The organism is Flavobacterium sp. NKUCC04_CG, assembly GCF_019345525.1.
Taxonomy (GTDB): domain Bacteria; phylum Bacteroidota; class Bacteroidia; order Flavobacteriales; family Flavobacteriaceae; genus Flavobacterium.
Genome location: NZ_JAHKRA010000015.1, coordinates 52,996 through 79,914, shown reverse-complemented (window position 1 = coordinate 79,914; position 26,919 = coordinate 52,996). Strand labels below are relative to the sequence as shown.

Here is a 26,919-nt window from a genome sequence, read left to right as displayed (position 1 = left end):
GAATAGGCACATCGGCGTATCCGCCCTTAGAATCATGTCACCCCTCCGGGGTTTTATTATACGAAATTATACATAAAAGCCTAGCGCAGCGCCACGGCACAAAATCCCTATGGTTTTGTCGCAGACGAAACGATAGGGATTTTGCTAATGCGTAAAACTATGTTGTTATAATTATGTCACCCCCACGGGGTTTTCCATAACCAACATCTTATTGTCTAGCATTATTTCACCCCTACGGGGTTCTCTGCCCATAAGCGAATAGGCCCATAGGCGTATCCGCTCTTTATAATCATTTCACCCCTACGGGGTTTTCTATAACCAACATTTTATTGTCTAGCATTCTTTCACCCCTACGGGGTTCTCTGCCTATAAGCGAATAGGCACACAGGCGTATCCGCCCTTAGAATCATGTCACCCCTCCGGGGTTTTATTCTAAGGAATTATACGATAAAAGCCTAGCGCAGCGCCACGGCACAAAATCCCTATCGTTTTGTCGCAGACGAAATGATAGGGATTTTGCTAATGCGTAAAACTATGTTGTTATAATTATGTCACCCTACGGGGTTCTCTGCCTATAAGCGAATAGGTACGTAGGCGTATCCGCCCTTAGAATCATGTGACCCCTACGGGGTTTTATTCTAAGGAATTATACATAAAAGCCTAGCGCAGCGCCACGGCACAAAATCCCTATCGTTTTGTCGCAGACGAAACGATAGGGATTTTGCTAATACATAAAACGGGATTGTTATTATAATAATAATATATCATTTTCGCATAACCCCGTAGGGGTGACATGGTTATAGAAAATGATGTGTCATTTTTGTAAAACCCCGTAGGGGTGACATGATTATAGATGCGTAACACGGGAATGTTGTTTATAATAATATATCATTTTCGCAGAACCCCGTAGGGGTAAGATTACGGACAAAGCATAAAAAAAACACCATTTAGCTAAAATCTAAATAGTGTTTTTTTTAGAAAGTCGTTTTCATCTAGTTACGATCTAATGCTCATGATAGGCCAATACCGGAATTTTGGTGTGGTATGCCAGTTTTTTGGTTAAACTCGTAGTAAATATTTTCTCAAAGAAGTTTCTATTACGAGTAACACTTGCAATTAAATCGATGCTTTCGTTATCGATAAACTCAAAAATGGATTTCTCTGTCTCTTTACTTGAAACAAAATGAAATTCCACGGGTTCTCCAGCGTATTTTTGTTTCCAGGTTTGTACTACTTCTGAGTCTTCATTAATACCGTCATTACTAATGTGTAAACATTTAATAATCGCGTTATTACGATGTGCTATAGGTAGTAATTTGGATAGAGCGGCATCATCGTGCTGATCGAATACCGTAGTAAAAGCAATTGATTTTATGGCTTTGTAAACCGCATCATGTGGAACACTTAAAACAGGTATGGTTAGGGCAGAAATCGTACTGGCGGTATTTGATCCGAGAATCTTTTTCTCAAAACCAGATAAGCCACTTGTACCCATTACCACCATATCGATGTTTTCGTCTTTGACAATTTTCTTTAAAATGGTTATTAAATAGCCTTCTTCAAGTATAAAATGCATCGGAATATGCCCTAAATTGTTGTCTTCTGCGATTTTTCGAATGGAAGGTACATTGTCTTTAAAGTTTTCAAAACGTCCGAGTTCAATTGTTTTATAAACATCTTGAATCATCATAGGATTGGCTGTAGCCGATATAACAGGCATTTCATACACATGTAGTATATATAAAGTGGCATTTCTGTTTTCGGCCATCTTTAAGGCATAGACTAAAGCATTATTTGCTGTGTCAGAGAAATCGGTAGGAAATAAAATCTTTTTCATAGCTAGTGTTATTGCGTTTTCATAAAGATACAAAAAAGCAAAGTAATATAAATGGAAAAAGTGTTAAGAAAAGTGTGTTTCGATTCTAATATGCTTTTTCCGACTGCTGATAAAAGGTTATCTTTGTAGGAGTAAACAAAACGACAAAATGATATTACAAGATACAATCGTGGCCTTGGCTACGCCGTCTGGTGCTGGAGCGATTGCAGTGATCCGTGTTTCGGGTAAGGACGCGATTACTTTGGTAGCAGAAATTTTTCAATCGGTAAGTGGTAAAGACTTAAACCGCCAAAAAACGCATACGCTCCACTTAGGGCATTTGGTTGATGGGGATAAGGTTTACGATCAGGTGTTGGTTTCAGTGTTTAAAGGACCCAACTCGTATACAGGCGAAAATACAGTAGAAATCTCTTGTCACGGCTCTACGTTTATACAACAACAAATCATTCAATTGGTGTTGCGTAAAGGCGCTAAAATGGCACAAGCGGGGGAGTTTACCCTTCGTGCTTTTTTAAACGGTAAGTTGGACTTATCTCAGGCAGAAGCAGTGGCCGATTTAATAGCATCAGACAACGAGGCCAGCCACCAGATAGCCATGCAACAAATGCGCGGTGGATTTTCCAGTGAAATCGCCAAATTGCGTGAGGAATTATTGAATTTTGCTTCGTTGATTGAATTAGAATTGGATTTTTCAGAAGAAGATGTTGAATTCGCAGACAGAACACAGTTTAATGAGTTGGTGCAACGCATTGATTTGGTTTTAAAACGATTGATTGATTCCTTTGCTGTGGGTAATGTAATTAAAAACGGTATTCCAGTCGCAATCGTTGGAGAACCCAACGTAGGTAAATCAACTTTGCTCAATGCTTTATTAAATGAAGAACGCGCAATTGTTTCGGATATCGCAGGTACTACGCGAGATACTATCGAAGATGAGTTGGTCATTGACGGTATAGGGTTTCGATTTATCGATACCGCAGGTATTCGTGAGACGGTCGATGTAGTTGAATCAATCGGTATCAAAAAGACCTTTGAAAAGATGGAGCAGGCGCAAGTAGTGGTTTATTTGGTGGATAACAGCAAATTAACCGATATCGGTATCGCTGAAATCAAAAACGAACTGAGACGTATTGAAGAGCAGTACCCGTTAAAACCGTTATTGGTTATAGGCAACAAATCGGATATGATCCAGGCAGCTACGCGTGCTACTTTGGAATCCGAAATCCCAAATATCCTTTTAATCTCGGCCAAAGAAAAAATCGGTATAGACGAACTCAAAGAACGTTTGTTGTCGTTTGTCAACACCGGTGCCTTGCGAAACAACGAAACCATAGTCACCAACAGCCGTCACTACGACGCTTTACTCAAAGCTTTGGAAGAAATACAGAAAGTCAAATGGGGATTGGAAACCAGTCTTCCCGCCGACCTTATGGCGATAGACATCCGTCAAGCCTTATATTATTTCGGCGAAATTACCGGACAAGTCACCAATGACGAATTGCTAGGGAATATATTTGCTAATTTTTGTATCGGGAAGTAAACCATTAGTAAGAAATATTTTAGATACATTTTAATAAAACTTTGATTTATGAGAAAAATGCTGACTTTTAAAGGTGTCGCAAAAAGTGGAAAATCTACAAAAGTAAAAAATGTTGCAAATTGGGTTATTGAGAAATATAGTCCTTTAGACAATGATATTATTGACCTTAATTTTAGTAGGGTAGATATTTTGGGCATAATTAAAACGGCGGATTTTGTTATAGGATTTATCAGTGCAGGAGATACAGCGGGACAAGTTAAGCAAGTAGACAAATTAATAGATAGCTATCCCGAAATAAATGTAATTATAAACTCCTGTAGAACGCGTGGAGAGGGACATAATCATATAAAACTGGAGTATAGTGATAAAGATGATTGGCAAGTTGATTTTATTGAAGTACAACATTTTGCTGAGGGTGAAATTGAAAAGCAATTGAATAGAGATAAAGAAATTCTAGAGTATGTTAAAATGCAACTTATTAATATTGTGAAAGGCTGATAAAAAACCACGATACAGTAACATAAAGAGTAAATGTTAAGAATATTTAGGTTAGATTTTTTAATTAAAGTCTAACCTTTTTTGTACAGGTTTAAATTGATGTAGGATAACGACCAGTTCCGAACAGACCACTTTGAATAAGTAAATGCAGCGATTAAGCAGTTTTAAATATGATTAGTTGTAGTAAAATCAGCTCTTTATACAATCAGAAATTTTTACAGCTAAAAAATACACCCATTCATAGTGATTATAAAGCGGCTAAAAATAGAATGTAAGTTAGCTACACAGCAAGCTGGTTTTGATCTTTCGAAACTGGAATATTAACAAGAATTAGATAAGGCGTCTGCTGTCATTGAGATTATCAGGAGTAGCCTTTTGCGTGAGTTTACTATATAACAAGTCAACAAATTGGGCATAGTATTACAATTTTTAAGTTTTAATGCAGTGCAGTTAGGAACACTTTAGCTCATTAATAGCTTGATTCCTTAAGCTTGAGAAATGCGACGAATTGGTCTTTGTGAAATGCTGCACAGAACGCGTTGAAATGGTGATGATTAGAGGGATAGTGGTACTGAAAATTTATTTCTGCAATGATTTGTACAACATAGAATATATCCTATCTTGCGGGCTTTTATTAAAGAAATCAATCAAAAGTCCATGTTTAAAAACAAAATCAATTTATTTGTTGCCCTATGTATGGGAACAGTAATGCTGACCACTACAAGTTGTGTTCCTGATGAACCAATCATTTCTGAAAAAATGATTGATGTTCCTGATACAGACCCGGAAATAAATACTAAAAAAGGCAGTTTAGCCATTACATTGGCAGCGACTTTAGAGGAAAGTGTAAGTTTCAACATCGAAGCTACTCATGTTGAAACGGTGACTTACTTAGTGTTACCAGGCTCCATAGAAACCATGCCGCCTGCGGTTACTCCAGAGGATATCTTTTCAAAGGGGATAACGGTAAAAGAGTGGTCGAAAACCGTTGAAGTGGCGAATTTATTGCCGGAAACGACCTACTATATTTTTGCAGCAGCAAAGAATAGTGCGGGTGCTATCACCGCTTTAGAGCAACCGCTAATCGCGACTACTCTAAAGAAATTGGATGTATCCATAACCTTAACTGATATTGATTCCACTAACGAAAGAGTTATTTTTACCATTACACCAGAAGGTGCAAAAACAATCAGATATAAAGTAGTTCCTTCGGCTGAAACATTAAGTGTTGATGATGTATTGACTAACGGTAGTAATGTGATGAATGTAAAAACAGCTTCGACATTAAAACCAAAAGGATTTCAGGCAGATACGGAATACACCATTTATGTAGCGGCAGTTTCTCATACTGATGCTAAGGTGATGCGTACTGCAACAGTTAAAACTAAGAGAGCAGATGAAACCGAAGAGGATGGAGCAATCACCATGACTGCGGTTGAATTCACCTCGGAACTAGAGGAGAAAGCAGGTCAAAAATTGGCATACTACAACATCACGTTTAAAAATGCGGACTGGCAAGCCCAATTCGAAATTGGTGCTTTAAGCACCAATGCTAATGAAATCGCAGTGGGGGATTACGTACTAACTTCAAATAGAGATCAAGGTAAACCAGGTCCATTACGCGTTGCGGATAACTTTACAGTAAAGAACCTTAGAACGGGACAATTAGTGTCGGATATCGACTATGGAGATATCAAAATCACCAAGGAAAATGGAGCGTATAAAATCACTATTGACATGGTGAAATTAGACATCGCAAACCAACGTTTTAAAGCAAAGTTCCAAGGTACACCGATTAAGAAATAAAGAATTAATCATTGAAATTCAAGGGCTGTCTCAAAAAGGGCAGCCCTTATTTTTTGGCTTAAAGCGTCGTTTTTTTAGTTAAAAAAAAGATTTTTTTGCTTGGGAGTGCCTTTCGATTAGGTTTTTTAGTCGGAGTTTCAATACAATTATTGAGTTCTTTAAGAACTAGGTTTTTTCAGATGTAATTTTTTAACTGACTCGGTAAAAAACCGTATTTTCTTTTAAAAGCGATAGAAAAATGCCGTGGGTTTTTATAACCCAAACAATTGGATACTTCGCTGATATTTTTTTTTTGGAAGCTATTAGGATTCAAATAAACAATCAATAAAACGTTTGAATTTAACCTTTAACCGGTTGAAAATAGTGTTATAATGACTGTCGGATTTTGTTTAATTTTACAGTCGATAAATTAATTTAGTGAATACATCCATTCTTATGAAAAAGACTTTGATTTCATTTGCAATCGCGATAGCATTGCTCAGTTCGTGTACAACTACTGCTAAAAAAGAAACGGTAGAGACCCCATTTAAAACAAGTAGTGTAGTTAGTATAACCAAGGAAAAAGTAACCCCGGTAGATAGTGAAACAGCGGCCGTTCCCAAAGCTTTGGCAGCATTGGTTCCGATAGCTGTATTAGACAGTAAAAGCAGCGATGTTTATGAGAAATACGGTATTGAATTTTCGGGCAACTGTTACGCCTGTGATTTAGCGAATTTGTCCATTGCTGACAATAAAATGGTCTGGACTAATGTTTGCGACGAAAAGGACACTTATGTAATGGATGGATTTACTTTTGATGCGGAATCTAATAAATATATTTTTACAACCTCAGACAGAATCTTTACACTCACTCAAATAGATCAAGCACCGGTATATAAGTTGAACATCAGCGGTAAAAAATTTGATTTAAGAAATAAAAGAACATCCAATTATTATACGACCAAGGAAGCTTTACCTTTGTTTAAGGAAAACGATTGTGGGGAATTTGAAGGATAATATTTCAAATTTCGCTTTATAAAATGTAGATTTTTCTCTTTAGAGGAAATCGACAGTATTGATGCGGACTAATTTATATATGATACCGTGTTTTTTCATTTAAAATCAGCTACTGTTTTTGGATAATTTTAAACGTTTTATTTGCAGTTTGTTGTGTTAAATAGACTGTTCTTTTTACTTTTTTTTTGTATTTTAATTAAAGTAAGGGGGAGCTAAAAAATTTAAATCCCAGTCTGTAAATTTAGTGTTAGAACTCTTGCAGTACAATATGCTTCGTTATCTTTGTGTTCCGCTATGCGGATTTTGAGTATAGCAGTATTTCATAGTTTCCCCATTTTTATGTCAGCATCGTTTTTGTTTTTTTTAGGAATTACCTTTTTTGTATTACATGAAATAGATGCGGTTCGCTGTAAGGAATGGCATATTTTTCCGGGGCTTTCCCAGCTCAGTGATCTATGGGGAAAACGAATCTTTTTGTTGGCACATATACCGATAGGCTACTTTATTTTCTGGCAATTAACAGCTTCTGAGTCGCCCGAAATATTTAAAACTGGATTTGATGTTTTCCTACTAATACATCTTGTTGCGCATCTCGTATATTTAAAACACGTGAAAAATCAATTTAAAGATTGGATTTCTTGGACTTTTATAGTCGGAGCAGGAATTTGCGGTCTGTTTGATTTGATATTTTAAATAGAGATCATTTTTAATTTTATATTTTGAGTTCAATGAATGTTAGTTTGAGTACTTTAATATTATATGTACAGGATGTAAAAAACCTCAAGGAATTTTACACAGAAAATTTCGGATTGCAAATTATTGAAGAAGACCTGAATTGGGTGTTGTTAAACGCTGGAGGGGTACACCTTGGACTACATACAATGGGATTGGAATATCGGGGAAAAGCAAACGCGGTTCAGTCCTACCAGAACAACGCGAAAATGGTGTTTGAGATTGACGTGGATATTCAAATTGCGAGAAATAATTTGATTTCGAAAAACATTCGAATGCGCGATATAAAAACTTTTGAGGATTATGATTTTTGGTTGTGCGACGGATTGGACCCGGAAGGCAACGTGTTTCAGTTAAAAAGCGCTAAGCGATAAAATATTTGAAACTGAGATGTAGTTTGAAAATAAGGAATATTAGTAGAATTAATTCGCCTTTTTTATAGGCTGGTGTACGTATTGACTAAACAAAAACAGATGTACTGGAAAAACTACAGTAAATTTATACAATCCGATTATATGGAGCGCTCGTATTGGCATTCGTCAAAGGCTGTATATGATTATAAAGGGTATAGAATAATTTTCGATCATTACACCTTTCACAGTAGTGTGGGAATTCAAAGTTTTGAATCTACAGTAACCAGGGTGTATTGTCAATTTGAATCGAGCAAGCCAATGTATCTCAAAATTTGCAAAGCGACGTTTTTAAATCGCGTGCTCAATATTTTCAATACCAGTCAATTTAGAATAGTGGATACGCGTTTTAATCGTATGTATCAAGTATTTTTAAATAGGGGAGTTTCTCCAGCGGCATTAAACCGTTCTACAACCAATAAAATCATGGACTTGAATGTGGTAGAATTAATCATTGACAACAACGACGGAATCTGGGGAACCGCTCTGGGTAAAAACATTTATGAGCTGGCTACTTACATTGACAAAGATGACCTTGAGTTTTCCGTTTTAAATGACATTAAAGCCTTGTTTGAAGAGATCATAGATAGTTTAGCCATAAACAATCAGATAAAGCCCGTTGTAGAGCAGCAACCTTAATATTTACTGAATCATACTGGGGAGCTTTTCTATTATTAAGTTAAGAGGTACATAATACTTTTAAATAGCAAATTAAGTGATATAGCTAACTCTTTAACATTTTTACAACTGCTCGTTTTTTTAACTCGTATTTTTTGCTATTTTCGTTGCGAATAAAGAAGATTGTTATACAAGCTTTAATAAAATAGCAATAGAACAATTCAAACAAAAAAATAGTATGGAAGCAGCAGATAATTATATCGAAATAAATAAACATTCTTGGAATAATCGAACAGCTACGCATCTGAATTCGGAGTTTTATAATCTTGCTGGATTTTTAAAAGGAGAAACTTCCTTAAATTCCATTGAGTTGGATTTGCTTAAGGATATAAAAGGCAAACGTATCTTGCATTTGCAATGTCATTTTGGACAAGATACGATTTCATTAAGCAGGCTAGGGGCCGAAGTAACGGGTGTTGACTTATCAGATAAAGCCATTGAAATTGCTAGAAAAATTGCTAAAGAAACCAATTCAGAAGCACAATTCATTTGTTGCGATTTATATGATTTGGAAAAGCATTTAGACACGCAATTTGACATGGTTTTCACGAGTTACGGAACAATCACATGGTTACCGGATTTAGACAAATGGGGTAAGTTAATTTCGAGATTTTTAAAACCAGGGGGGAAATTTATATTTGTTGAATTTCATCCTGTAGTTTGGATGTTTGACGATAATTTTGAAAAAATCGACTATAACTATTTTAATGTAGCTCCTATTATAGAGACGGAAAACGGGACCTATGCAGATAAAAATGCTGATATTTCACAGTCTTATGTGACTTGGAATCACAGTATGAGTGAAGTTATTACAGCTTTGGTTAACAATTCAATAGCGCTTAATGAAATTCAGGAATTTGACTATTCACCTTACAATATTTTTAGTTGTATGATGGAGAGCGAGCCCAAAAAATACCGTATTAAACATTTGGATAATAAGATTCCATTGGTTTATTCCATAGTGGGAACTAAGAAATAATTAGAAATCTAATAAATTAAGTTATTTCCTTATGTTAAAAGCTTACTATATAAGTTTAGTAAGTTATGATATGGAATCCATAATAGAAGGTAAATTTATTCAAAAACCAACATACATTGTAAGGTACTCTCCTAAACCTATAATTGAGAGGCTATGAAGCAACTAAACTTACTTAGAACGCAGAAAATCGAATGAAAATAGCAACAATTAATTCTACAGCCAAGGCAAAGAAAAAAATACATACTATCGCAAAATCGAATAATTTAGATTATGACTTAGTATATGCTATCTTTTGTTTTCATTGGAATTACGACGGTATAGAAGGTGATTGGGTTACCGATTTAGATCAAGATGATGATTACCACCATCGATATGAGTTGATTCGCATCAAATTAGGAATAAGTACACCTAATTATGATAAGAAGGAAGTGATTGAACAAATTTACAATCAATTGCAGTTACGGGATAAAAAAAAATTGTCTAATCATTTTTTTTATGGAGCGACTCAAAAAAATTACTGTTTAGTTTCAGAATACGCCTCCTATTATTATTTGACAAATGCTACTTTAGAGAAATTAAACACTCTAGAATGGAAATCAAAAGAACTGACACTTGAAATCATTGTAAAGCAACTTTTTCTAAAATTATTTCGGGGCGGTTCGATTGACCGATCCTATTTAGAGTATTTGTATGTCGATTTACATGTGGCTTTACCCTACCTAACTCAAACGGTGCAAACTCTTGATTGGACGAAACCGTTCATCGAAAAACGGGAAGCGAATTCGGAAAAAGGCAAGCTTTCAGAATTGACTAATAGTTTAAAGGAATTCTGTAAAGGGGATAAATATTTTCTTAGAACCGTTTTAGAAGCGCTGTCTTATTCGGATATACTAAAGGTGAGTAATCATTGTGTACAGGGAGTTTTTATACCCGACTTGAGAAATAAATTATCACCGCATTTCAATTCAAACGACTGGACGTATCCCTTACGATTTTGGAGCTAAATAAATACCACAGTATGGAAATGCAGTTCCTTAAAATCTGATTTTTTAGCGGTTTAAACCAACGATAGCGATTGGAATATGGTTTGCTTTTTTTCCGATTTGCATCACAGTTTTAGTGAGTGTTTTACTCGAACCGGGTAAATAGCTTAACGAGAAGTAAGTAAGAATAAGTTCTGGAAAAGCGCTCTTTGAGTGCAGACTATTTGCAGAACTATTACTATTTCTTCTATATATAAACTATCTTTGGTGTCCTAAAAAAAGAAAAAAAAGATGAGTGCAACTTGGTATGAATGCAAAGTAAAATATAGGAAATTAGATGAAACAGGGAAACAAAAAGTGGTTACTGAACCCTATTTAGTTGATGCTTTATCCTATACAGAAGCGGAGAAAAGAATTAACGAAGAAATGACGGCTTATATTAGTGAGGAATTTAAAATTACGGCTATTAATATAGCGAATTACGCAGAAATTCATCCCTTTGAAAATACCGATCGTTGGTTTAAATCAAAAGTTTCCTTACTAGCTTATGACGAAGAAAGCGGTAAAGAAAGAAAAACCATTTTGACAATATTGATACAAGCCAACGACGTCAAAGAAGCTTACGATCACACAGAAATAGTGATGAAAAATACCATGGGAGATTACTCGATACCTGCCATAGCTGAATCGCCAATCATGGATGTATTTCCTTATTTTAGCGGGGAAGAAGGCGATTCAGAAAAAATGGAAAGGTTTAATACATTAAAGAACTCTAAACCGGAAACAGCGCTGTGGGCGGAAAATGAGGAAGCTGCTGTAGTAGATGCTTTGGAGGCATAATAAATATTTTACTGAATTTACCATAGAGGCTGTCTTTTTTTGAGACAGCCTCTTTTTGTTTTTATAGTTTTCCCTTCCTATGAGGAGGCATTTCAGAGAGGAAGCTGTGTAAAGTAAATAAAAAACCTAAGAGGGTATAGGAGATACGCCTACTTTTAAAACTTTTAAGTTATATAAATAGCCTTCGATAGTGGCTGAAAAGACTTAGCGGGTAAATACCTATTTTGACAAAAGGGGTATTTACCAGCTTAAATAATCCTTTGAATCGCTTCATATTTGTAATAAATAAACAGGGTGTGAACAGTGAGCATGTTCTAAAAACCCATGTTTTTTATTAATTCTTAAAATATTTAAATATGGCTGTCGTTCAAAAACAATTTACAATTGACCTAGCAGGTCAGGTTCAAAGCGGAACCATGGTTTCGTTAGATTTCGATGCATTACCCGGTTCTAATCCTAAAGCGCTTGGTTATTTTATAGCCATCTGGCAAGGAAGTCAAATCCAAGCACTTGAAAATGCTTTAACCAAGCAAGACATCGAAACGGGCACTCAGGCCGGTAGTACAACTTTTGAAAATCTTGCCTTGGCCGATTTGGATTACATCATCGGTTTTGGTGTAGATAGTGATAGTGGTACTTCCATTTGCGCAACGCTAAACATTCCTAAAGGAAGCCCGCGATTCACACCCTTGGAAACTAACCTGAGCACACTGGAGCTACAATATTCAAGCAGCAACAGTCTTATAGCTACTTTTGTTACTCCACCCTATAATTTAGCTGCTACTAATAACAACTGGGTCGCTTTATTCAAGGGGCAGTTGACAGCAAATATGTATAAAGGGCTTAATGTGATTACCACCACTATGGTTGAGGACAATACCAACGAAGGAGCCGTGGCTATGAACAAAATTCCTGATGGATTGGTGCGCTTTCAAAAATACACTCTAGTTTACGGTATGGGATTAGATAAATCTGGAAAACCGAATTATTCCAACTTGGTTTCGGCTGCCGAATTTACTGTTTCATAGGGAATTTAAAATCCAATGACTAAGATCTATTCGAATACGGATAGTGCAAGAGCTTACTATTTATGTCTTAACCTATAAAAAAATTCAAAATGTCTAATAAAGTAATCGTAATCAAATCAGACGGCACGCATACCAGTGCGATGGACCAGGCTCAGACCGAGAAATATCTTGGTAATCTGTTAAATTCCGACAGACAGTCGAACTTAAAACAATCTTTAAATGATGTTTATAGTAATAAAGGAAAGGCAACGGGTTCTTATAAATTCGCTGGGTTTCCCGTACTCCATGCTTCTTCGGGCGTATTGGGAGTAAAAAGTGTTTCCTTGTTTTTTTACGACAATGGGGGTGATCATTACATTATGGCTATGGGAGAACATACCGGAGCCAGTACGTATAAATTGACTGACTATGGTCAAGCAGACGGGGATTTTAAATTCAAGGCAACTATTTCTATTTAATACTAAAATTTACTAATATGTATTCACTTACAGAAACCACCAATTTAACTGCTATTGCTGAATGTCAATACGCCATAGGAGACAAGCTTAAATTTACAAAGTTTACTTCCTGCTTGGGGCTTTTTTGCAAAATCAAAGACAGTACTAAGTTAATTGGAATCCATTTGGTTCTATTTGATGAAAACGACGTTCCCTTTACGCTAGCTGATGTGGCAACAGTCAGAACAGTCTTAGAAAATTGGGATGCAGAATTGGAGACCGGATGGGTGGTAGGTTGTTTGGATTTTTGGTCGTCAGAAATCAAAAGTGCGTTTTTAGAAATATTCGGAGATATTGACCGAGAACGCATTTTGAATAGTGACTCAGGCTTTTATAGTGCAGAGGTAATTAATCAGGCTGTAGTGGTAACTTTCGAACCGTAAAAAAAATAGTTTAAAATAAAACGGAAGTTATTTTAAATATTGGCCGTTTTAAATAGCATTCATTTGTAGTCATGTCAATCTCTTGGAAAACAACATACATACTGTTTCTATCCCTGTTTTTACTGACGGGATTGGGTTCGTGTATTTCGGAGCGACAGCTGGCATACTGTTTTTCGACTAAGCAGCAAGACCCTAATATTTTAGGGTCTATACAGCTTATTCCTAAACAAAAGAAGCAGACTATTTCATTTACAGCCACCTTGTATAGCGCATCGATGATTGCCATCGAATTACATGGGCTCGAGGGGAGCAATCCTAGAGAGTCGGGCTATTACGCAGCCTTATGGCAAGGAACGCAAATTGAGGATTTGCATCGCAAAAAAGCAATACAATCGATTGATTTAGATAGTAAAGAGGGAAGTTTCGTTTTTGAACTCGATCAAGGAATTAACAATATCGACTATATCATTGGATTGGGGATCAATAGAAAAGACAGTACCTCTTTCTGCAGTACCTTGATTATTCCCAAAAATCAAGCGCGATATATACCAATCAGTACCGATAATGCTTTTTCTTCTTCGGTGGAAGTGGTTCAATTGGGAACGGACAGTTTGATTATTGCCTATGAGACACCGGCCTTTAATTTACCAAGAGATAATAACAATTGGATTGCAATTTTTAGTGGGCGCTTTACGGCCCATACTTTTAAGGGGGTAAATCTGCTTAAAAAACAAAGAATTAATAGTAATCTCAATCAGGGAATGTTAGCGATAAACCATATTGAAGGTGGACTAGTACCGAATCAGATGTACACGGTAGTATACGGAATGGGTGGGGAATCTAGCGAAGCTACGGAATGGATTATTGCTGCTACAGAGTTCCGAATCCCAAACCCGGATTAAGGAGCCTTTATCCATAGTTTTTATACTGTAAAAAACAGGGCATATTGTTTTTGACAGCATATTAGTTACGGCAAGTATTCTAAAAACACAACGCATTTCTGGCCGGTTTTCGTTTTGAATTCGGGGCTATTTAACATGATATTAAAAGTAAAACTTATGGCTGTCAATGTATTTAAACCGTCAAATATCAAGAACCTATATGTGCTACAAGGTGCTGTGGGTTGGGTAGCATATATATTACCTCCAGACTACAAGGAGTTTCCACAATCGATTTCTCTAGACGATAGTTTAAATATATATAGGGGAAATTACCTTTTTGCGGCGAGCCCCCCCGATTTAGAGCAACCCCATTTTATAAGTAATTACTGGACATTCCTTAATACAAAATACCCTACCAACACCGATCGTTGTTTTTTCTGGTTTAATCCAGAATATGGCAAAGAGGATATAGAACTTGGAAAAGCCCTTTTATTTAAAAAACTCAAATATTGGAGTACTTCCGGTAATGTGAATCCCGGATACAGTTCGCAACATTTGGATCTTAATGATTCTATTTTTATGGGAATACCACCATCTTGTAAAATCGAGATTGTCGGGAGTCAATTTGTCATTTCCCGTATGCCAACTTCGGTTACTAAAGACACCGAATACGGATTGTTTTTATCTAATAAAATGCAAAATAAAAGCATCCGAATTGGTAAAATAGACACCAAAGGCGTGGGTAAAGAACAACCCCTGCTGATTCCTTTAACAGGAATTAATAGAGGATGTCTAAAATTTGCTATCTCATTCCCATTTACTTTCGAGAAACCGCTATTTTTTGAGTGTGAAAATGATCTATATCCCTATGTAAAAAGCAAAGATGTTTTGGAAGAATACACCATACTCGATACCGGATTCAAGTATTTTTATACAGATAAAGAACAACGGGATACCGAGTTGGTTTATGACGTATTTCAACAAACCATTCCCGCTTCTTTCACTGCCAGTATCGACTTTTCGGATGTGTTTAATGAGTGGAATCCCCGTAGAACCCATTTTGCTTTTAGGGAGAAAAACAACACAAAAATTAAAGAACAAAGCCTACTTCCTACAAAACTCATCACGAATTACGGTAAACAAATTGTTTTTCAACCGATAACACAGTTTGATACTGAAGGAAGTCCGACAGCCGATAGTGCCTTAATCGTATTCGGTAAAGGCATATTAAGCCCAACAGCACAACAAAGATATTGTTGGACTTTAGAGGGCGATTTTACATTGGGTACAGCTGATCAAGAATCCGAATCGGATTTTGGCACCATGTTGTTATGTGGTTTATCGGGTACCGAAACCATTAGCTTTACAGAAGCGTCAAAAGCGGAACTGGGTGATCGAATCAGCTTCTTTCCAGACAAACCGGCTTATGCTGCTTGCTTTGATACGGATAAAAAAGTCCCAATACAATCTCAGAACACACTGCTGTTAACCGATAAATATACGACCTCATGGGCGTTGATAAAAAAGGGACCAAACAGTTCAAAGCTTTTAAATAATTACTATTCTCAGCCGGTACAGGCCCCATTATATGAACCGGGAAAAAATCGCGGTACATTGGATTATGCCGAAGTTCCTTCTGCAAACTTAGCAGCGTTGGATTGCAATAATAAAGACGGTTTTCCCTTAGTGCCTTCTGCCACGGTTCAGCCGATTAAAAAACTAAGAAAAAAGGGGGATATAGTCCAAGATAATTCAGCCGTTTTTAAACTATTTGAAATCGAGGTATTAAATCCGAGTCGTAAACAAATTATCGCACATTTCCAGAAAGTACATTTAAATGCAGTAAAAAAACGTAAAAAAACTTCGACTGTAAAAAGAATTACTGCCGATGATTGTCCTCTTGGTAACCTAACAACCACTCCGCAAGGATTTTTGGTCAATCTCAACAGTGATAAAACTGCATGGAAATGCCTAACCTTGGCAAATAATGAACGCAGCGGTTCAGAAACGACACAGCTACCGTTACGATTTAAAGGTATTGATATACAGAATAACATCACCGGCTTGCAAAGTGCTTTTCAAACCAACGAACAGTTTTTAGTAATCAGCGATCCGACTAAACCCGATAATCCGGAAGTGTTACAATACTATATAGACCACTTTCAAAACCAAATAAATATTGCCGATTGGCCTTTTTTACTGGACATTGCTCATCAAAACAAACAAAATAATACCGATGCGGAATTTACCAACATCATGATTTTTAAGTTTTGTAACAAATCTATAGAAGAGCGCATTAAGGATTCGGAACTATGGACCGATGCTACGGTATTTAATCAGGAAAAGCAAATCCCTAATTTGATTAAGTGGATTGAAGCATATATAGAAACAGCCAGAAAAGCCATAAGTAATACAGAAACCGATAGTAATTCGCCTCAAAATAGAGGTTTTAAGCAATTTATAAATATCGTAACGAATCCTTTGTGGCAGGGTGTACTTGTTTTGCAAGTAACGTTAAACCCAGACCATCTTCCAGCAGAGATTAAAGCCATTATGGCCGGAATAAATCCCGCTGGATTTGCAGCCCACCATTTCGGAATTGAGGCCAACCAAATCAAAACAACAGATAAGCAACAACTTGATGTCAACTTCAAGAGCTCCTTATTTGGGATGATAAGTTATTTTAATCCGATGTATTTAGCCTATCAGAATGAAACGATTCCAAGACCAGAAAGTTATCCACAAGCTCCTGGGGACTATGATTTTCAAGTTTTGGATTTGCAGATACTATTTGCCAATTCATTAGTAGCCGATTTTCGTGCCAGTATTCAATTGAGTTTAAACAGCCTCTTTGATGAGATGGTCGTGCGAGAAACAGCGGTTAGCAAATCGGCTATTTACAGTAACAGTATCGTTATGAATGGGCAGTATGATAAAAAGAATGGTAACATCTCTTATACTTTTACCGTTGCTCAACCCAATACGTTATGGGTATCCAGCACGGCCATAGAATCGGTTACTATAACGGGAATCGAGTTGTCCACCGTAGAAGATATGGCTCCCAAACAAGAAATAAAAAAAGATAGTGAAAAAAACTTGATGACTACTCGTTTTAATTTGTCGGGCAACCTCAAATTCAAAGAAATAGGGGATTTTGATTTATTCTCCTACGACAGTCTGAGTTTTGACAACCTACTATTGGATATGAAGTTTAGTCTAAAAGACATTAATCCTCGCGATCGAACACCTCATAAAACATTTTTATTTATTCCTGCCAATATTAATTTTAACAAGAGTAGCAGCAAAGCACGGCTGGGAAGTTTGGTGCAACATTTTCCTATCGAACTTAAAAATTTAATGTACAACAATCCGGATAAGGCGGAGGAACAACATAAAATAACAAATCCGGAATCGTTGGGGTTTATTCGGGTCGAAGCGCCACTACCTACGGCGCCTGTGTCTGATTATTGGTATGCCTTACGTTTTAACCTCAATCTGGGAAGCTTGGGAGCGCTAGCGGCCAAAGTGGGTTTCGACGCTACTTTAATACTAGCTTGGCGTCCGGGAATAGCAAGTAACCAAACCCATATTTATGTAAAAATGCCTTTTAGTGGAGGCGGAGGCGGTTTTAGTATTGAGGGGGTATTAAAATTTGAAATCGGTTCGGTTTTATTTTTTAATGAACCAAAAACACGGCAATATGCCATGATCTTTACTCAGGTAGGCGTATCGCTATTAGGCAAAAAATTGCCGCCAAATGGAAGTACGGTACTCTATCTTTTTGGCAATCCAGACAGTCCAGCAGCTAGCGGTTCTGCCAGCAGTAATTTGGCGTGGTTTGGCGCTTATAAACAAGACAAAAAGCAGGAACTCAGCAAACCAAAACCTAAAAAAAAGAAATCCTATTAATTAATCCATAAAAATTAGAAATCATGGCAAACTATTCAAAAAAATTCGGCGGGGCCGTTTACTTGACCTTAAATGGGTCGCTAGTCACTTTGACAGCAGAGGATATTACCAATCCTAGTTTTTCTTATAAGGCACCGTCGTTCTATGAAGCAGCGAGTTTAGGAAAAATCGATGAAGCGCTGTTAACCATATTAACAAAATTTGACAGTACGGTTTCGGGTCTTGTTAATGTGAAAGAAATTGAAGACAAAATAGATAAAGTAAAAAATATTCCGGTATTGAAGCAGATCATAACTAGCGAACTTGTTATTACCGAGTTTACTATAAAACCCTCAGACAAAGATGATAAGAATGTTGATTTGCATAATGCCAAATACGCGTTTGGTTTTGGATTGCGTCTCACCGAAGGCAACACCCTAGGTCCTGTGACCCTGGACGGTATTGCTTTTTCCATCGAGCTGAATCAAACTGCGGTTTAAATTAAAAAACTTAAACAATGCCTGTTCAGAAAATTATATGTAAAACCCTAGATGTTTTAGGACATAAAATAGAATTAATAGCTCGAAATGCATTAAAGCTGTTTTGTTTTTTTCGGTTAGTTGACTTGGAAGAAAAGCATTACATCAAAGAACCATCTAAGGTTATTCAAGCAGTTGCGGTACAACTGGGCAAAGCAGGAGCCAGCATTGATGCGGAAGAAGCACTGAGGGCAATTAACTCAAAAGTAGAGTCGGTTATTCCTCAACTGGGTTTTCTTAAACAAGCTAAGAAGGTAGCCTTGACTGAAATAACGGAAAACCACACCCTTGATCAAATTTCCATCAGTATCGGTATTCAGATGAGCACTAACAATATATTGGGTGCTGCGATAATAGACGGAATTGGTTTCCGTGTTGAAGCAACTAAAATGCAGTAAGATCATTTTAGCATTCCTATTTTGAAAAAAAGTATTGTTAAATTCCGGAAAAACCGGTTTGGGTCTTTCCGGAATCATTTTATTTCTATTGTAAAAGATGAATAAAGAGGCTGTTTAGCAAATAGCTGTAAACTTTCGTATATTAAAATTACCCCTATAATTATGACTACTTCCTATCAGAAATCCTACGGCATAGCTGCCTATCTTAAATTTGTTGGTAAACCTTTGGTAATGACTGCAGTTGTTAACGAGGAAGAGCAAATATTTATAGTCGAGTTAAAAGATTTTACTTTAAAGGATTTAATAACCGGTATTGTACAAATTGTAAAACCTGGATTTGAATTGCAAATCCCGACTCCATGGAATTATATATTAGAATTTAATATACCCGAATTTAAGTTAATGCTAAAAGCACCGAACGCGCCGAATTCAAAAATTGAATTTGGAATCGCTTTCGATCCCGGTTTTAATGATTTTGGTTTAAAAATAAGTCATATCGAGGTTTTTGCTCGTTCTATTCGCGAAGTAAATATCAATATGGAAGGCAGCTTGGATATATTTGGTTTACAATTTGATTTAGCTAACTTATTTGGTAGCGATGGAGTTAATCTTTTAGGAGCGGAGGGCTTGCCACAACCCAAACCCAATGGGTCGCTTTTTGATCTTAAATTTATAGGAATCGGTCAGCATATACAATTGCAAAAGGCCGCATCCTATTCGCGTGTAAAAGAGGTGATTAACGATATGTTGGAACTATTTGATCCTCCGGCTCCAGGAACCGTAGTACCCGATTTTACAAAAATGTTGCGTTTTAGCAACGAAAGCGATTGGCTTTTTGGGCTGGATGTCGAAATTATGAAAACCGTCGCCTTACAAGTCGTCTTTAACGACCCGGTATTATATGGTATTTATATAAAACTCAGTGGAGATAAAGCGAAAGTTTTAGACGGATTAGAATTTGAAATCCTTTATAAAAAAATAACCGATGATATTGGTGTATATCAAATAGAGTTAAAATTACCAGACGCCATCCGCAATTTAGAGTTTGGTGCTGTTTCAGTAACTTTGCCGGTTATAGCGATTTGGATCTACACCAACGGTAATTTTAAAGTTGACTTTGGCTTTCCATACAATAACGATTTTTCGCGCTCGTTTGGCGTTCAGTGTTTTCCCTTTGTCGGTCAGGGTGGTTTTTATTTTGCCTACCTCAATGGAGCTACTTCCGTTACCGTTCCCCAAACAAATTTAGGCACCTTTGATCCGGTTTTAGAATTCGGTCTGGGGCTAAACATCGGACTGGGAAAAACCTTGAATAAAGGTATTTTAAGTGCTGGGCTTACCATCACTTTTTATGGCGTATTAGAAGGAACTTTAGCTTGGTTTAAACCGTATAAAACCACTGCCGTACTCGCTAATAATGCTACGGATTTATATTATCGTGTAAAAGGGACTTTTGCCTTGGTCGGACATATATATGGTAGTGTAAATTTTGCCATTATTTCCGCGACTTTGGATATACTCGTATATGCGATGATATCCGTTGAAGTAGAGGCAGGAGCACCTATCTATTTGTCTTTTGAAGCGGGGGTGTCTTTACGACTGACCGTAAAAATTAACTTGGGAATTTTCAAGATTAAAATTCACCTTTCGTTTGCAGTTACCATTCGAGAATCCTTTACGATTGGGCAGGCATCACCAACGCAATGGAACACGGTTTCTCAACTAAAATCAGCAGCTAATTCGATAGCTTTCGCTGCTCAAAAACGAGGAAATCCGGCACAGCAGCCCATAGTATTGAACTGGAATCAGGTATTTAATCAGGACAATGTGGAACGGTTGACGGTTAATCTTATTCCGTTATTTAGTGCGGCAAAAGTCGAAACAACCCAGTCAGCTATAGGTATAGCTAGCTTATTCTTAGAGAATAATCGCGCACTGGGAGATGCAGTTCTTAGAGAACGAATTATAGATGCTAATGCGCTAAAATCAAACAGCCCTTTTCAAGCTTTTGACAAATTGTGTATAGCGGTATTGAGCTGGATTCTAAATGCGGCCAATTCACCTACAGAAGCGGCAGGAACTTTTGAGAAACTCCTTATTCAAAAAATCGATAAAGAGACCTTGACCAAAATTTTGGAAGCCTTAAACGAGGACAACGACAGCGATAACGTACCGTTTACTTACGAGCAAATTGTTAGTTTTATCAGTTCTTTATTTGTGTTAAATATTATCGATCCGAATACGGACCATAAGAAAGCACTTTTAAAAAATACTTTGACAGCAGAAAAAACGGAAATCGAGGATTTGTTTTTGACGATATTTCCGATGATTCCACAGCTTTTTATGTCTAACTCTTACAACGATACGGTTGTGGATTTCAGTACTTGCAACGCGGTAAACAAAGATTATTTAAGGGAACTTAAGGAGCAGGTAAAACAATTTAGTCCTGAAAGTGCTGTCGAAAATAAATACACAGCCGATTTATTGGAGTTGGAATCTATTGCCACTTATATTTTTAGAGATTACTTCTTACTGATCGGAAAGTCATTGTTGCAAACCGCCTGTGATGTTATGGAAGTCTATGATTATCGCATCACCAAGGCAGGTACTTCATTAGCTGCTGTTGCTACTCAATTTTCCACAACGGCTACGGCTTTGGTCAACAGCAATAAAACGGTTGAAGGTTTGTTGTTAAAAGACCAACCGATTGCCATAAGTGGAACAACATACAGCATAGAAGCTGACGATACCTTTGATAAAATAAATGCTTTACACCCATATAGTAAGCAAGATGATGCCTGGTCTCAGGAATGGGTATCACTCAACAGCAAGGTTCAGCTTTTTATACCGATGAGCCAAATCAAGTTGCCGGGTTCACAAATACCTTACCGAGTGTTGGCAGAAGACACCTTGGAAAGCATTGCAGAAAAAAATAATCTTACTAAACAACAGCTTGCAGCTGTAATTAGCCTCAATGCTCATATACCAATTTTGGCGGCATTTACTGCGGTAAAGTTACCAGCCTTTATGGCTACTGTTCCCGAACAGGCTACTTTTTTGTCGATAGCTACGGATTTCAATATACCGTTGGAAGAGCTTGCAAAAGCCAACGAAAGAAACACAAAATGGTTGGCGTTAAACACCCTCATTTGCATTGAAAACGTGACAGCGCTCACCAGCGTCGATTTATTGAATGCGGTCTATCAAAAAGACTTTTTCATTGGAGCGGGTGGTAATGCCAGTCGTTTTAGCTTACACGGACTTCGCTTGCCTATGGTAACTGCAGTTGGCGATGCTGCTAAGGAAACACAAGGACTTTATGCCCTTTCTGGTCAGCAATTTACATTACCGCATATTGATAATATCGATTCCTTTGAATACACTTTTACCTTGAGCAAAACCCAAACGGCTAGCCCGAATGATACTTTGCCGTGGGTTATATTTAACGGAGAAGCCTTTGCAGCAACTCTCGAAGAAACGGTCAGCCTTTCCTATAAGCTGTTAGACGTAGAAAAGCAAAGGGTCCAAAATTTTCAGCAAATTACCATTAAACCGTTGATTACGGAAGGTCCTAAAGCTTTAAAACTATATCAAGATCAAGAAAAAACCTTTGCATTTGCCAATCCGATTTTATGGGAAAAAGAAGGGGGCATTTCAGCTACTGCTATATGGAATTTTTCCAAATCGTTAAACACCGTTTTGCATCAAACTCCTGAAATCGATATAAAAGTAGCAGTACAAGACAGACCTGGAGCCAAACGCAGCATAAAAGACTTGGAAAAAGACAGCTATTCCTTTAGCACTTTTATACCTTTAACCGTAAAAAGAGCATCGTCCAAAAACGGATCAAAAATCAATAAATGCACCTTTGAAGTATTTGGAACCGACGCTACGGGTATTGATTTGCTTACCGCCTTGTTGGAAGATGATCAAAAGGAATTCCGCCCAAAGGAATTGACCATACTTTTTTCTTCGGATGCTACACAAGATAAGGTAAAAGCATTGCATTCTTATTCCTCAGAAGATTTGTTGCTTTTATTGATTAATACCAATCTATCTACAGAGACAAATCCAAAGTTTTCAAGCTTAGCCTTAACGGAACAAAAGATTTCCAATACACCTATCGCCACCTGTATCGAGCGAATTTGGAAATCATCCTTGGTGAGAACTGGGGGATACTACCTATATTTGGAAACCTCGGATGGAGGAACTTTGCCCGACAGTGTTTTCTCTGCAAACGGTGAAGCAGAACTCTATGTAATGATTACTTACGAAGGTGTAGTAAATGAAGTATCGCATAAACTTAAACCGTTTATGAATGCTTTGGTAACGACCAAAGCCATCAATGCTAGTCAGGAATTGTTGTTTGGAAGCTGGAAAGTCGATTTGGAAAACAACCATAACAACGTACTTGTACAAGAAGGTAAATTGGAGAGAAATGCCATACTAAAACCGGGTAATATAGGATTTGAATTGACTAGAATAAACCCAACCGCTCCAACAGAGGAGTTAATGGCAGAACTTTCACCGGATTATCAATACGAATTGGAACAACAATATAATTTAATCAACTTTAAAACGGTTGGGAGTGGTGATTTTAAAGCGATTACTTCCCTTTTACCGTTGAGCCCGCAAGACGTGGAAAACCAGGACAATGCCAACGATATCGACCAAGACTTATGGCGTTATGCTAAAGCCTTGCCGGTGGCACGTATTTATCAAACTGCGCAGACCAACTCCAAACCGTTGTGGTTTTCCGCTCAATCATCACCCTATTTAGGCCTGTCGAAAACCCTGGAACTCGATTTTAACTGGCAGGATAATTATGGTAATGTTTTGGATACTGCCATACCGAGTTTGGCGACTAAAATTGGCTATTTTGATCAACTGATACCGCTGTCAGCATGGCCGGTATTAACCGTGGATTTTGCGTTTGAAAAACAGCCGCAGTCCCAAGACAACTTCAGTTTAAATCTGGACTTTTATCCGGCAGATAATTACAGTTGGAATCCGGGAAGTCAAGATGCTGCAAACGACAAGATCTTGGTATTGCAACGAGCAGTAGCTGATTTAGAACAATATATCTCGATCTATTATCAGGTTGTAGAGCTTGATTTTAACGTTTCGTTTCAAGTAACCTTAGATCCTACACATACGTATCCTAAAACAGAAACAAAACAGACGGAATTAAAAAAGGGACTGCTCGTTTACTTAGAAACGGTTATCGAGTGGATAAATAATTTTATTGAAAATCCTGATTCAAACAATCAATTCGAAGGCGTAGCTGTTGCACACCAGCGTTACCGCTATCATTATAACTATAGGGATTGTATTGCGGATAGCCAGCCTAATGATATATTTGCACTTGCTGTGACCGTAGGTTTTTCGCGTTCAGAAGACCTTATCGATTCGCAATTCGTCTTATCAGCATCACCAAAGGTTTTTGTGCCGGGTGTACAGTCCGTAAGCTGTTCTATTAAGCCTAAATTAAAAGGATTCGAGTCGGATTCGGAGCAGCAACTGCAAAAAAGTGCCGACACGTTAATGCTAACAGCCTTTGCTAAACAATTTGAAAGCACTTTTAAGGAGGAAAGACTAAAAATGGCAGCTACTTATGTAAGTGAAACTGCCAGCAGTATTACTGGAGCAAAAGAAGAAGCTTTATGGGTAATCCGTTTTAAAGATATAAACAGTAAAAAAGCCGGAATTGGCTTTGACATCAAGTTTGAAGAAGTCGTTTGCTTTGCGCCACAGCCTTTAGTTAATTTTCTAGCAAATCTTACCAATATACCTATTTATCCATTTTCTCATTATCTAACAACTGAAGTGGAAGCCCCTGTTGTTATGAGTTTTAATAATGTGGATACAGAATTATGGGCGACTAGATTACTAAGCGGGTTAGAGGAGGTTTTGGCGCCCGATTTAAGTTTGCCTATAACGATGATTGATCATCTTAATGGTAGTAAAGAAAGCGCGGGAATCTTAGCGAACCTCCTAGAAGCTAAAGAGATATTAGCACAGGCCATAGCCTTACAAACCATTCCTATTCTAGAATACGACACCAAGCTTTTAGGAGGACAAGAGTTGGCTAGGGAGAAAATAAAACAACAATTATTAATCAATTTAGCCGATGGATATGCTTTAAATGCAGTTGTTCAATACCAAACCGCAGTGGATTCTCCTTACCCCGACAGCGATCAAATCGTGGCGCCTAATTTGTATGGAAAACCGTTTGCAGCCGTATCTTCAGATGCGGAAACCAATGAGAATTATGTGTTTTCGACGGCAAAAATACCGTTGCGGAATTTTAATACCGATTTATCAAAAAAATCAAATTCGTATCTTACTTATACCTTTTCGACCCAAAAAGCCAAATTGGATTCCAATCTCAGCTTAGCGATTGACTATCAAATTAGCCATTTGGAATTTGATATCACCAAACTTAAAGTTGCCGCTATTTCGGAATATTCTAGCGACTTGAGTGATTATGAACTATCGAAATGGTTAACGTTTATAGTTCCGCTAAAGGCTCAAAATCAAACCGACAAAATCGGCACTCAGATTCCGATACCTATTCGTCAATATCCGAACTTACCTGCATTTGGAAGTCAAATCTTTGTAGCTCCAATACCCGATAAGCGCATCAGTATTAACAAAGTCAAGTATTCCGATTTTTTGTTTGATTATACGATACAGGAGTATACCGCTCAGGACACTTATCACTTTGAAGTCTATTTCAATGCGAAGCAATCGGATTGGAAGGTGCTAGAAGAAGAAAAAGACCTAAGTATCAAGCAAAAAGAACTTTTTGTTGAATTGGCACAATTCGAATCGGTACGCGAAAATTTCAATGGATTTTTCAAAGATGAATTGCCTAAAGTCAACGCAGCAATCAGCGAAGCAGAATTAAAACGATTAAGCAATGCGTTAAATAGCTATAGGGATTTGGTTGGGAAAGTGGCGGATAAATGGCTTAAATTATATAGTCCAGATCCATCTTTATTGATGGATATTCCACCATTAGATGTTGTAAAAGTATCTTTTGATATTACGGAAAGAGATTCCGATTCGAGTACCGAATCTGGGTTATTTGAAATTATAGTTAGTAATTGGTCGGCTACGGCAAAAGATAAAGCGGTTGATTATGTGAACTATCCTATAGTACAAATCAATGGATATATAGCAGAAGTTTTCGTAACAAAGCAGTCCAATGCGTCGCGTAAAATACGTTTGCCAAGGCAAAGTTTTCCTCAAGATTATGTTGAAGTGAGTTACCGATATTATCAAATTATTGCAGGCAAAAAACAATATTTGTCCTTTACCGACGGAATAGCTATTAGAGAAAGAAGTATTTGTTTTGTAAATCTCAGTGTGCTTCAGATACAAAACGGCTGGGCTGGCTTATATATACAACGCAATGCCAACCTCAGTGGTAGAGAAAATGGCTTAAATACAAGTCCGGAGTTTGTTTATGCTACACCTGTAAAAAGGTTTAGCAATCCAATAACACCATCGCAAAAAATAACGCAGGAGATTCCATTGTTACCGCTATTGCCAGTATCAAATAGCTTAATGGATTATCTTAAAGGCTTACTAACAGAATTATTAGCCTCGTCAACAGGGCCTGTAAATCCAGTTAGGCTCAAGATTTGGGTTAATTATACTTATTGCTTACACGAAATTCCTATTCAATTACCTGTAGTACTAATGCCACCTACAGTATTTGATCAAACGGATGCCGCAGGTACAGGAATTGCAATAACAGCCCTAAATAAAGCCATTTTAGATTGGTTTCATAACAAAAAGCCCGCTCAACAGAAAGGTATATTGAGTTTTGCTGTTACGTTCTACTCCAGTATAGATGAAGACAATATTTTACCCTTGCTCAGCTTAGAAAAAATTACTCTAAAGATTGCTGCAGTTGCTGATATTACCAACCAAGATTTGGAATAAACCAGGTGACCGCTATAAATAAAAATAGCGGTCCAATATTATTTTTGAAATAG

At 37.2% G+C, this 26,919-nt stretch carries 19 protein-coding genes; 18 read left to right on the top strand and 1 reads right to left on the bottom strand.

The window, feature by feature from the left end; all coding sequences use genetic code 11:
- Positions 1 to 1,003: 1,003 nt before the first annotated feature.
- Positions 1,004 to 1,837 carry a universal stress protein gene (locus KO524_RS11945; RefSeq protein WP_219294389.1) on the bottom strand — a complete coding sequence of 278 codons (834 nt, stop codon included), beginning with the start codon at positions 1,835 to 1,837 and terminating at the stop codon, positions 1,004 to 1,006.
- Between the two features lie 148 nt (positions 1,838 to 1,985).
- Here KO524_RS11945 and mnmE point away from each other — a divergent pair, with 148 nt between their 5' ends.
- The 18 genes from mnmE (at position 1,986) to KO524_RS11855 (ending at position 26,866) form a co-directional block, all read left to right on the top strand.
- The gene (gene mnmE, locus KO524_RS11940) at positions 1,986 to 3,377 is read left to right on the top strand and encodes a tRNA uridine-5-carboxymethylaminomethyl(34) synthesis GTPase MnmE (protein WP_219294387.1); all 1,392 of its coding nucleotides are present in this window, start codon (positions 1,986 to 1,988) and stop codon (positions 3,375 to 3,377) included.
- Positions 3,378 to 3,425: 48 nt separating this feature from the next.
- Positions 3,426 to 3,875, top strand: coding sequence for a hypothetical protein (locus KO524_RS11935; protein ID WP_219294385.1), 450 nt, complete (start codon positions 3,426 to 3,428; stop codon positions 3,873 to 3,875).
- Between the two features lie 657 nt (positions 3,876 to 4,532).
- Positions 4,533 to 5,681, top strand: coding sequence for a hypothetical protein (locus KO524_RS11930; protein ID WP_219294383.1), 1,149 nt, complete (start codon positions 4,533 to 4,535; stop codon positions 5,679 to 5,681).
- Positions 5,682 to 6,116: 435 nt separating this feature from the next.
- Positions 6,117 to 6,677: a hypothetical protein gene (locus tag KO524_RS11925; protein WP_219294381.1), complete on the top strand. Its 561-nt coding sequence runs from the start codon at positions 6,117 to 6,119 to the stop codon at positions 6,675 to 6,677.
- Between the two features lie 339 nt (positions 6,678 to 7,016).
- A complete protein-coding gene (locus KO524_RS11920; RefSeq protein WP_219294379.1) occupies positions 7,017 to 7,370 on the top strand; it encodes a DUF6713 family protein in 354 nt (117 codons plus the stop codon).
- Positions 7,371 to 7,396: 26 nt separating this feature from the next.
- Entirely contained in the window at positions 7,397 to 7,783 is a 387-nt protein-coding gene (locus KO524_RS11915) for a VOC family protein (RefSeq protein WP_219294377.1), read from the top strand.
- 99 nt (positions 7,784 to 7,882) lie between these two features.
- On the top strand, positions 7,883 to 8,458 hold the full coding sequence (locus KO524_RS11910) for a hypothetical protein (RefSeq protein ID WP_219294375.1): 576 nt from the start codon (positions 7,883 to 7,885) through the stop codon (positions 8,456 to 8,458).
- A gap of 217 nt (positions 8,459 to 8,675) precedes the next feature.
- Complete coding sequence (locus tag KO524_RS11905) at positions 8,676 to 9,476, top strand: bifunctional 2-polyprenyl-6-hydroxyphenol methylase/3-demethylubiquinol 3-O-methyltransferase UbiG (protein ID WP_219294373.1); 801 nt, start codon at positions 8,676 to 8,678, stop codon at positions 9,474 to 9,476.
- Between the two features lie 191 nt (positions 9,477 to 9,667).
- Positions 9,668 to 10,480, top strand: a complete 813-nt coding sequence (locus KO524_RS11900) for a hypothetical protein (RefSeq protein WP_219294371.1) — start codon at positions 9,668 to 9,670, stop codon at positions 10,478 to 10,480.
- A 270-nt stretch (positions 10,481 to 10,750) separates the two neighbouring features.
- Positions 10,751 to 11,299 (top strand): DUF4494 domain-containing protein, encoded by a 549-nt coding sequence (locus tag KO524_RS11895; protein ID WP_219294369.1) that lies wholly within the window; start codon positions 10,751 to 10,753, stop codon positions 11,297 to 11,299.
- Between the two features lie 356 nt (positions 11,300 to 11,655).
- Positions 11,656 to 12,327 carry a hypothetical protein gene (locus KO524_RS11890; RefSeq protein ID WP_219294368.1) on the top strand — a complete coding sequence of 224 codons (672 nt, stop codon included), beginning with the start codon at positions 11,656 to 11,658 and terminating at the stop codon, positions 12,325 to 12,327.
- Between the two features lie 89 nt (positions 12,328 to 12,416).
- Positions 12,417 to 12,785 (top strand): hypothetical protein, encoded by a 369-nt coding sequence (locus KO524_RS11885; RefSeq protein ID WP_219294366.1) that lies wholly within the window; start codon positions 12,417 to 12,419, stop codon positions 12,783 to 12,785.
- Positions 12,786 to 12,802: 17 nt separating this feature from the next.
- A complete protein-coding gene (locus KO524_RS11880; protein WP_219294364.1) occupies positions 12,803 to 13,207 on the top strand; it encodes a hypothetical protein in 405 nt (134 codons plus the stop codon).
- Between the two features lie 71 nt (positions 13,208 to 13,278).
- A complete protein-coding gene (locus KO524_RS11875) occupies positions 13,279 to 14,109 on the top strand; it encodes a hypothetical protein (RefSeq protein WP_219294362.1) in 831 nt (276 codons plus the stop codon).
- A 156-nt stretch (positions 14,110 to 14,265) separates the two neighbouring features.
- Positions 14,266 to 17,997 (top strand): hypothetical protein, encoded by a 3,732-nt coding sequence (locus tag KO524_RS11870; RefSeq protein ID WP_219294360.1) that lies wholly within the window; start codon positions 14,266 to 14,268, stop codon positions 17,995 to 17,997.
- A gap of 23 nt (positions 17,998 to 18,020) precedes the next feature.
- Positions 18,021 to 18,476: a hypothetical protein gene (locus tag KO524_RS11865; protein ID WP_219294358.1), complete on the top strand. Its 456-nt coding sequence runs from the start codon at positions 18,021 to 18,023 to the stop codon at positions 18,474 to 18,476.
- A 17-nt stretch (positions 18,477 to 18,493) separates the two neighbouring features.
- Positions 18,494 to 18,913, top strand: coding sequence for a hypothetical protein (locus KO524_RS11860; protein WP_219294356.1), 420 nt, complete (start codon positions 18,494 to 18,496; stop codon positions 18,911 to 18,913).
- Between the two features lie 162 nt (positions 18,914 to 19,075).
- On the top strand, positions 19,076 to 26,866 hold the full coding sequence (locus KO524_RS11855; RefSeq protein ID WP_219294354.1) for a LysM peptidoglycan-binding domain-containing protein: 7,791 nt from the start codon (positions 19,076 to 19,078) through the stop codon (positions 26,864 to 26,866).
- Positions 26,867 to 26,919: the final 53 nt, after the last annotated feature.

What these genes read in the sequence shown, in the direction of transcription:
- KO524_RS11945 (WP_219294389.1), bottom strand. Translation starts at nt 1,837, where the DNA reads ATGAAAAAGATTTTATTTCCTACCGATTTCTCTGACACAGCAAATAAT.
- mnmE (WP_219294387.1), top strand. Translation starts at nt 1,986, where the DNA reads ATGATATTACAAGATACAATCGTGGCCTTGGCTACGCCGTCTGGTGCT.
- KO524_RS11935 (WP_219294385.1), top strand. Translation starts at nt 3,426, where the DNA reads ATGAGAAAAATGCTGACTTTTAAAGGTGTCGCAAAAAGTGGAAAATCT.
- KO524_RS11930 (WP_219294383.1), top strand. Translation starts at nt 4,533, where the DNA reads ATGTTTAAAAACAAAATCAATTTATTTGTTGCCCTATGTATGGGAACA.
- KO524_RS11925 (WP_219294381.1), top strand. Translation starts at nt 6,117, where the DNA reads ATGAAAAAGACTTTGATTTCATTTGCAATCGCGATAGCATTGCTCAGT.
- KO524_RS11920 (WP_219294379.1), top strand. Translation starts at nt 7,017, where the DNA reads ATGTCAGCATCGTTTTTGTTTTTTTTAGGAATTACCTTTTTTGTATTA.
- KO524_RS11910 (WP_219294375.1), top strand. Translation starts at nt 7,883, where the DNA reads ATGTACTGGAAAAACTACAGTAAATTTATACAATCCGATTATATGGAG.
- KO524_RS11905 (WP_219294373.1), top strand. Translation starts at nt 8,676, where the DNA reads ATGGAAGCAGCAGATAATTATATCGAAATAAATAAACATTCTTGGAAT.
- KO524_RS11900 (WP_219294371.1), top strand. Translation starts at nt 9,668, where the DNA reads ATGAAAATAGCAACAATTAATTCTACAGCCAAGGCAAAGAAAAAAATA.
- KO524_RS11895 (WP_219294369.1), top strand. Translation starts at nt 10,751, where the DNA reads ATGAGTGCAACTTGGTATGAATGCAAAGTAAAATATAGGAAATTAGAT.
- KO524_RS11890 (WP_219294368.1), top strand. Translation starts at nt 11,656, where the DNA reads ATGGCTGTCGTTCAAAAACAATTTACAATTGACCTAGCAGGTCAGGTT.
- KO524_RS11885 (WP_219294366.1), top strand. Translation starts at nt 12,417, where the DNA reads ATGTCTAATAAAGTAATCGTAATCAAATCAGACGGCACGCATACCAGT.
- KO524_RS11880 (WP_219294364.1), top strand. Translation starts at nt 12,803, where the DNA reads ATGTATTCACTTACAGAAACCACCAATTTAACTGCTATTGCTGAATGT.
- KO524_RS11875 (WP_219294362.1), top strand. Translation starts at nt 13,279, where the DNA reads ATGTCAATCTCTTGGAAAACAACATACATACTGTTTCTATCCCTGTTT.
- KO524_RS11870 (WP_219294360.1), top strand. Translation starts at nt 14,266, where the DNA reads ATGGCTGTCAATGTATTTAAACCGTCAAATATCAAGAACCTATATGTG.
- KO524_RS11865 (WP_219294358.1), top strand. Translation starts at nt 18,021, where the DNA reads ATGGCAAACTATTCAAAAAAATTCGGCGGGGCCGTTTACTTGACCTTA.
- KO524_RS11860 (WP_219294356.1), top strand. Translation starts at nt 18,494, where the DNA reads ATGCCTGTTCAGAAAATTATATGTAAAACCCTAGATGTTTTAGGACAT.
- KO524_RS11855 (WP_219294354.1), top strand. Translation starts at nt 19,076, where the DNA reads ATGACTACTTCCTATCAGAAATCCTACGGCATAGCTGCCTATCTTAAA.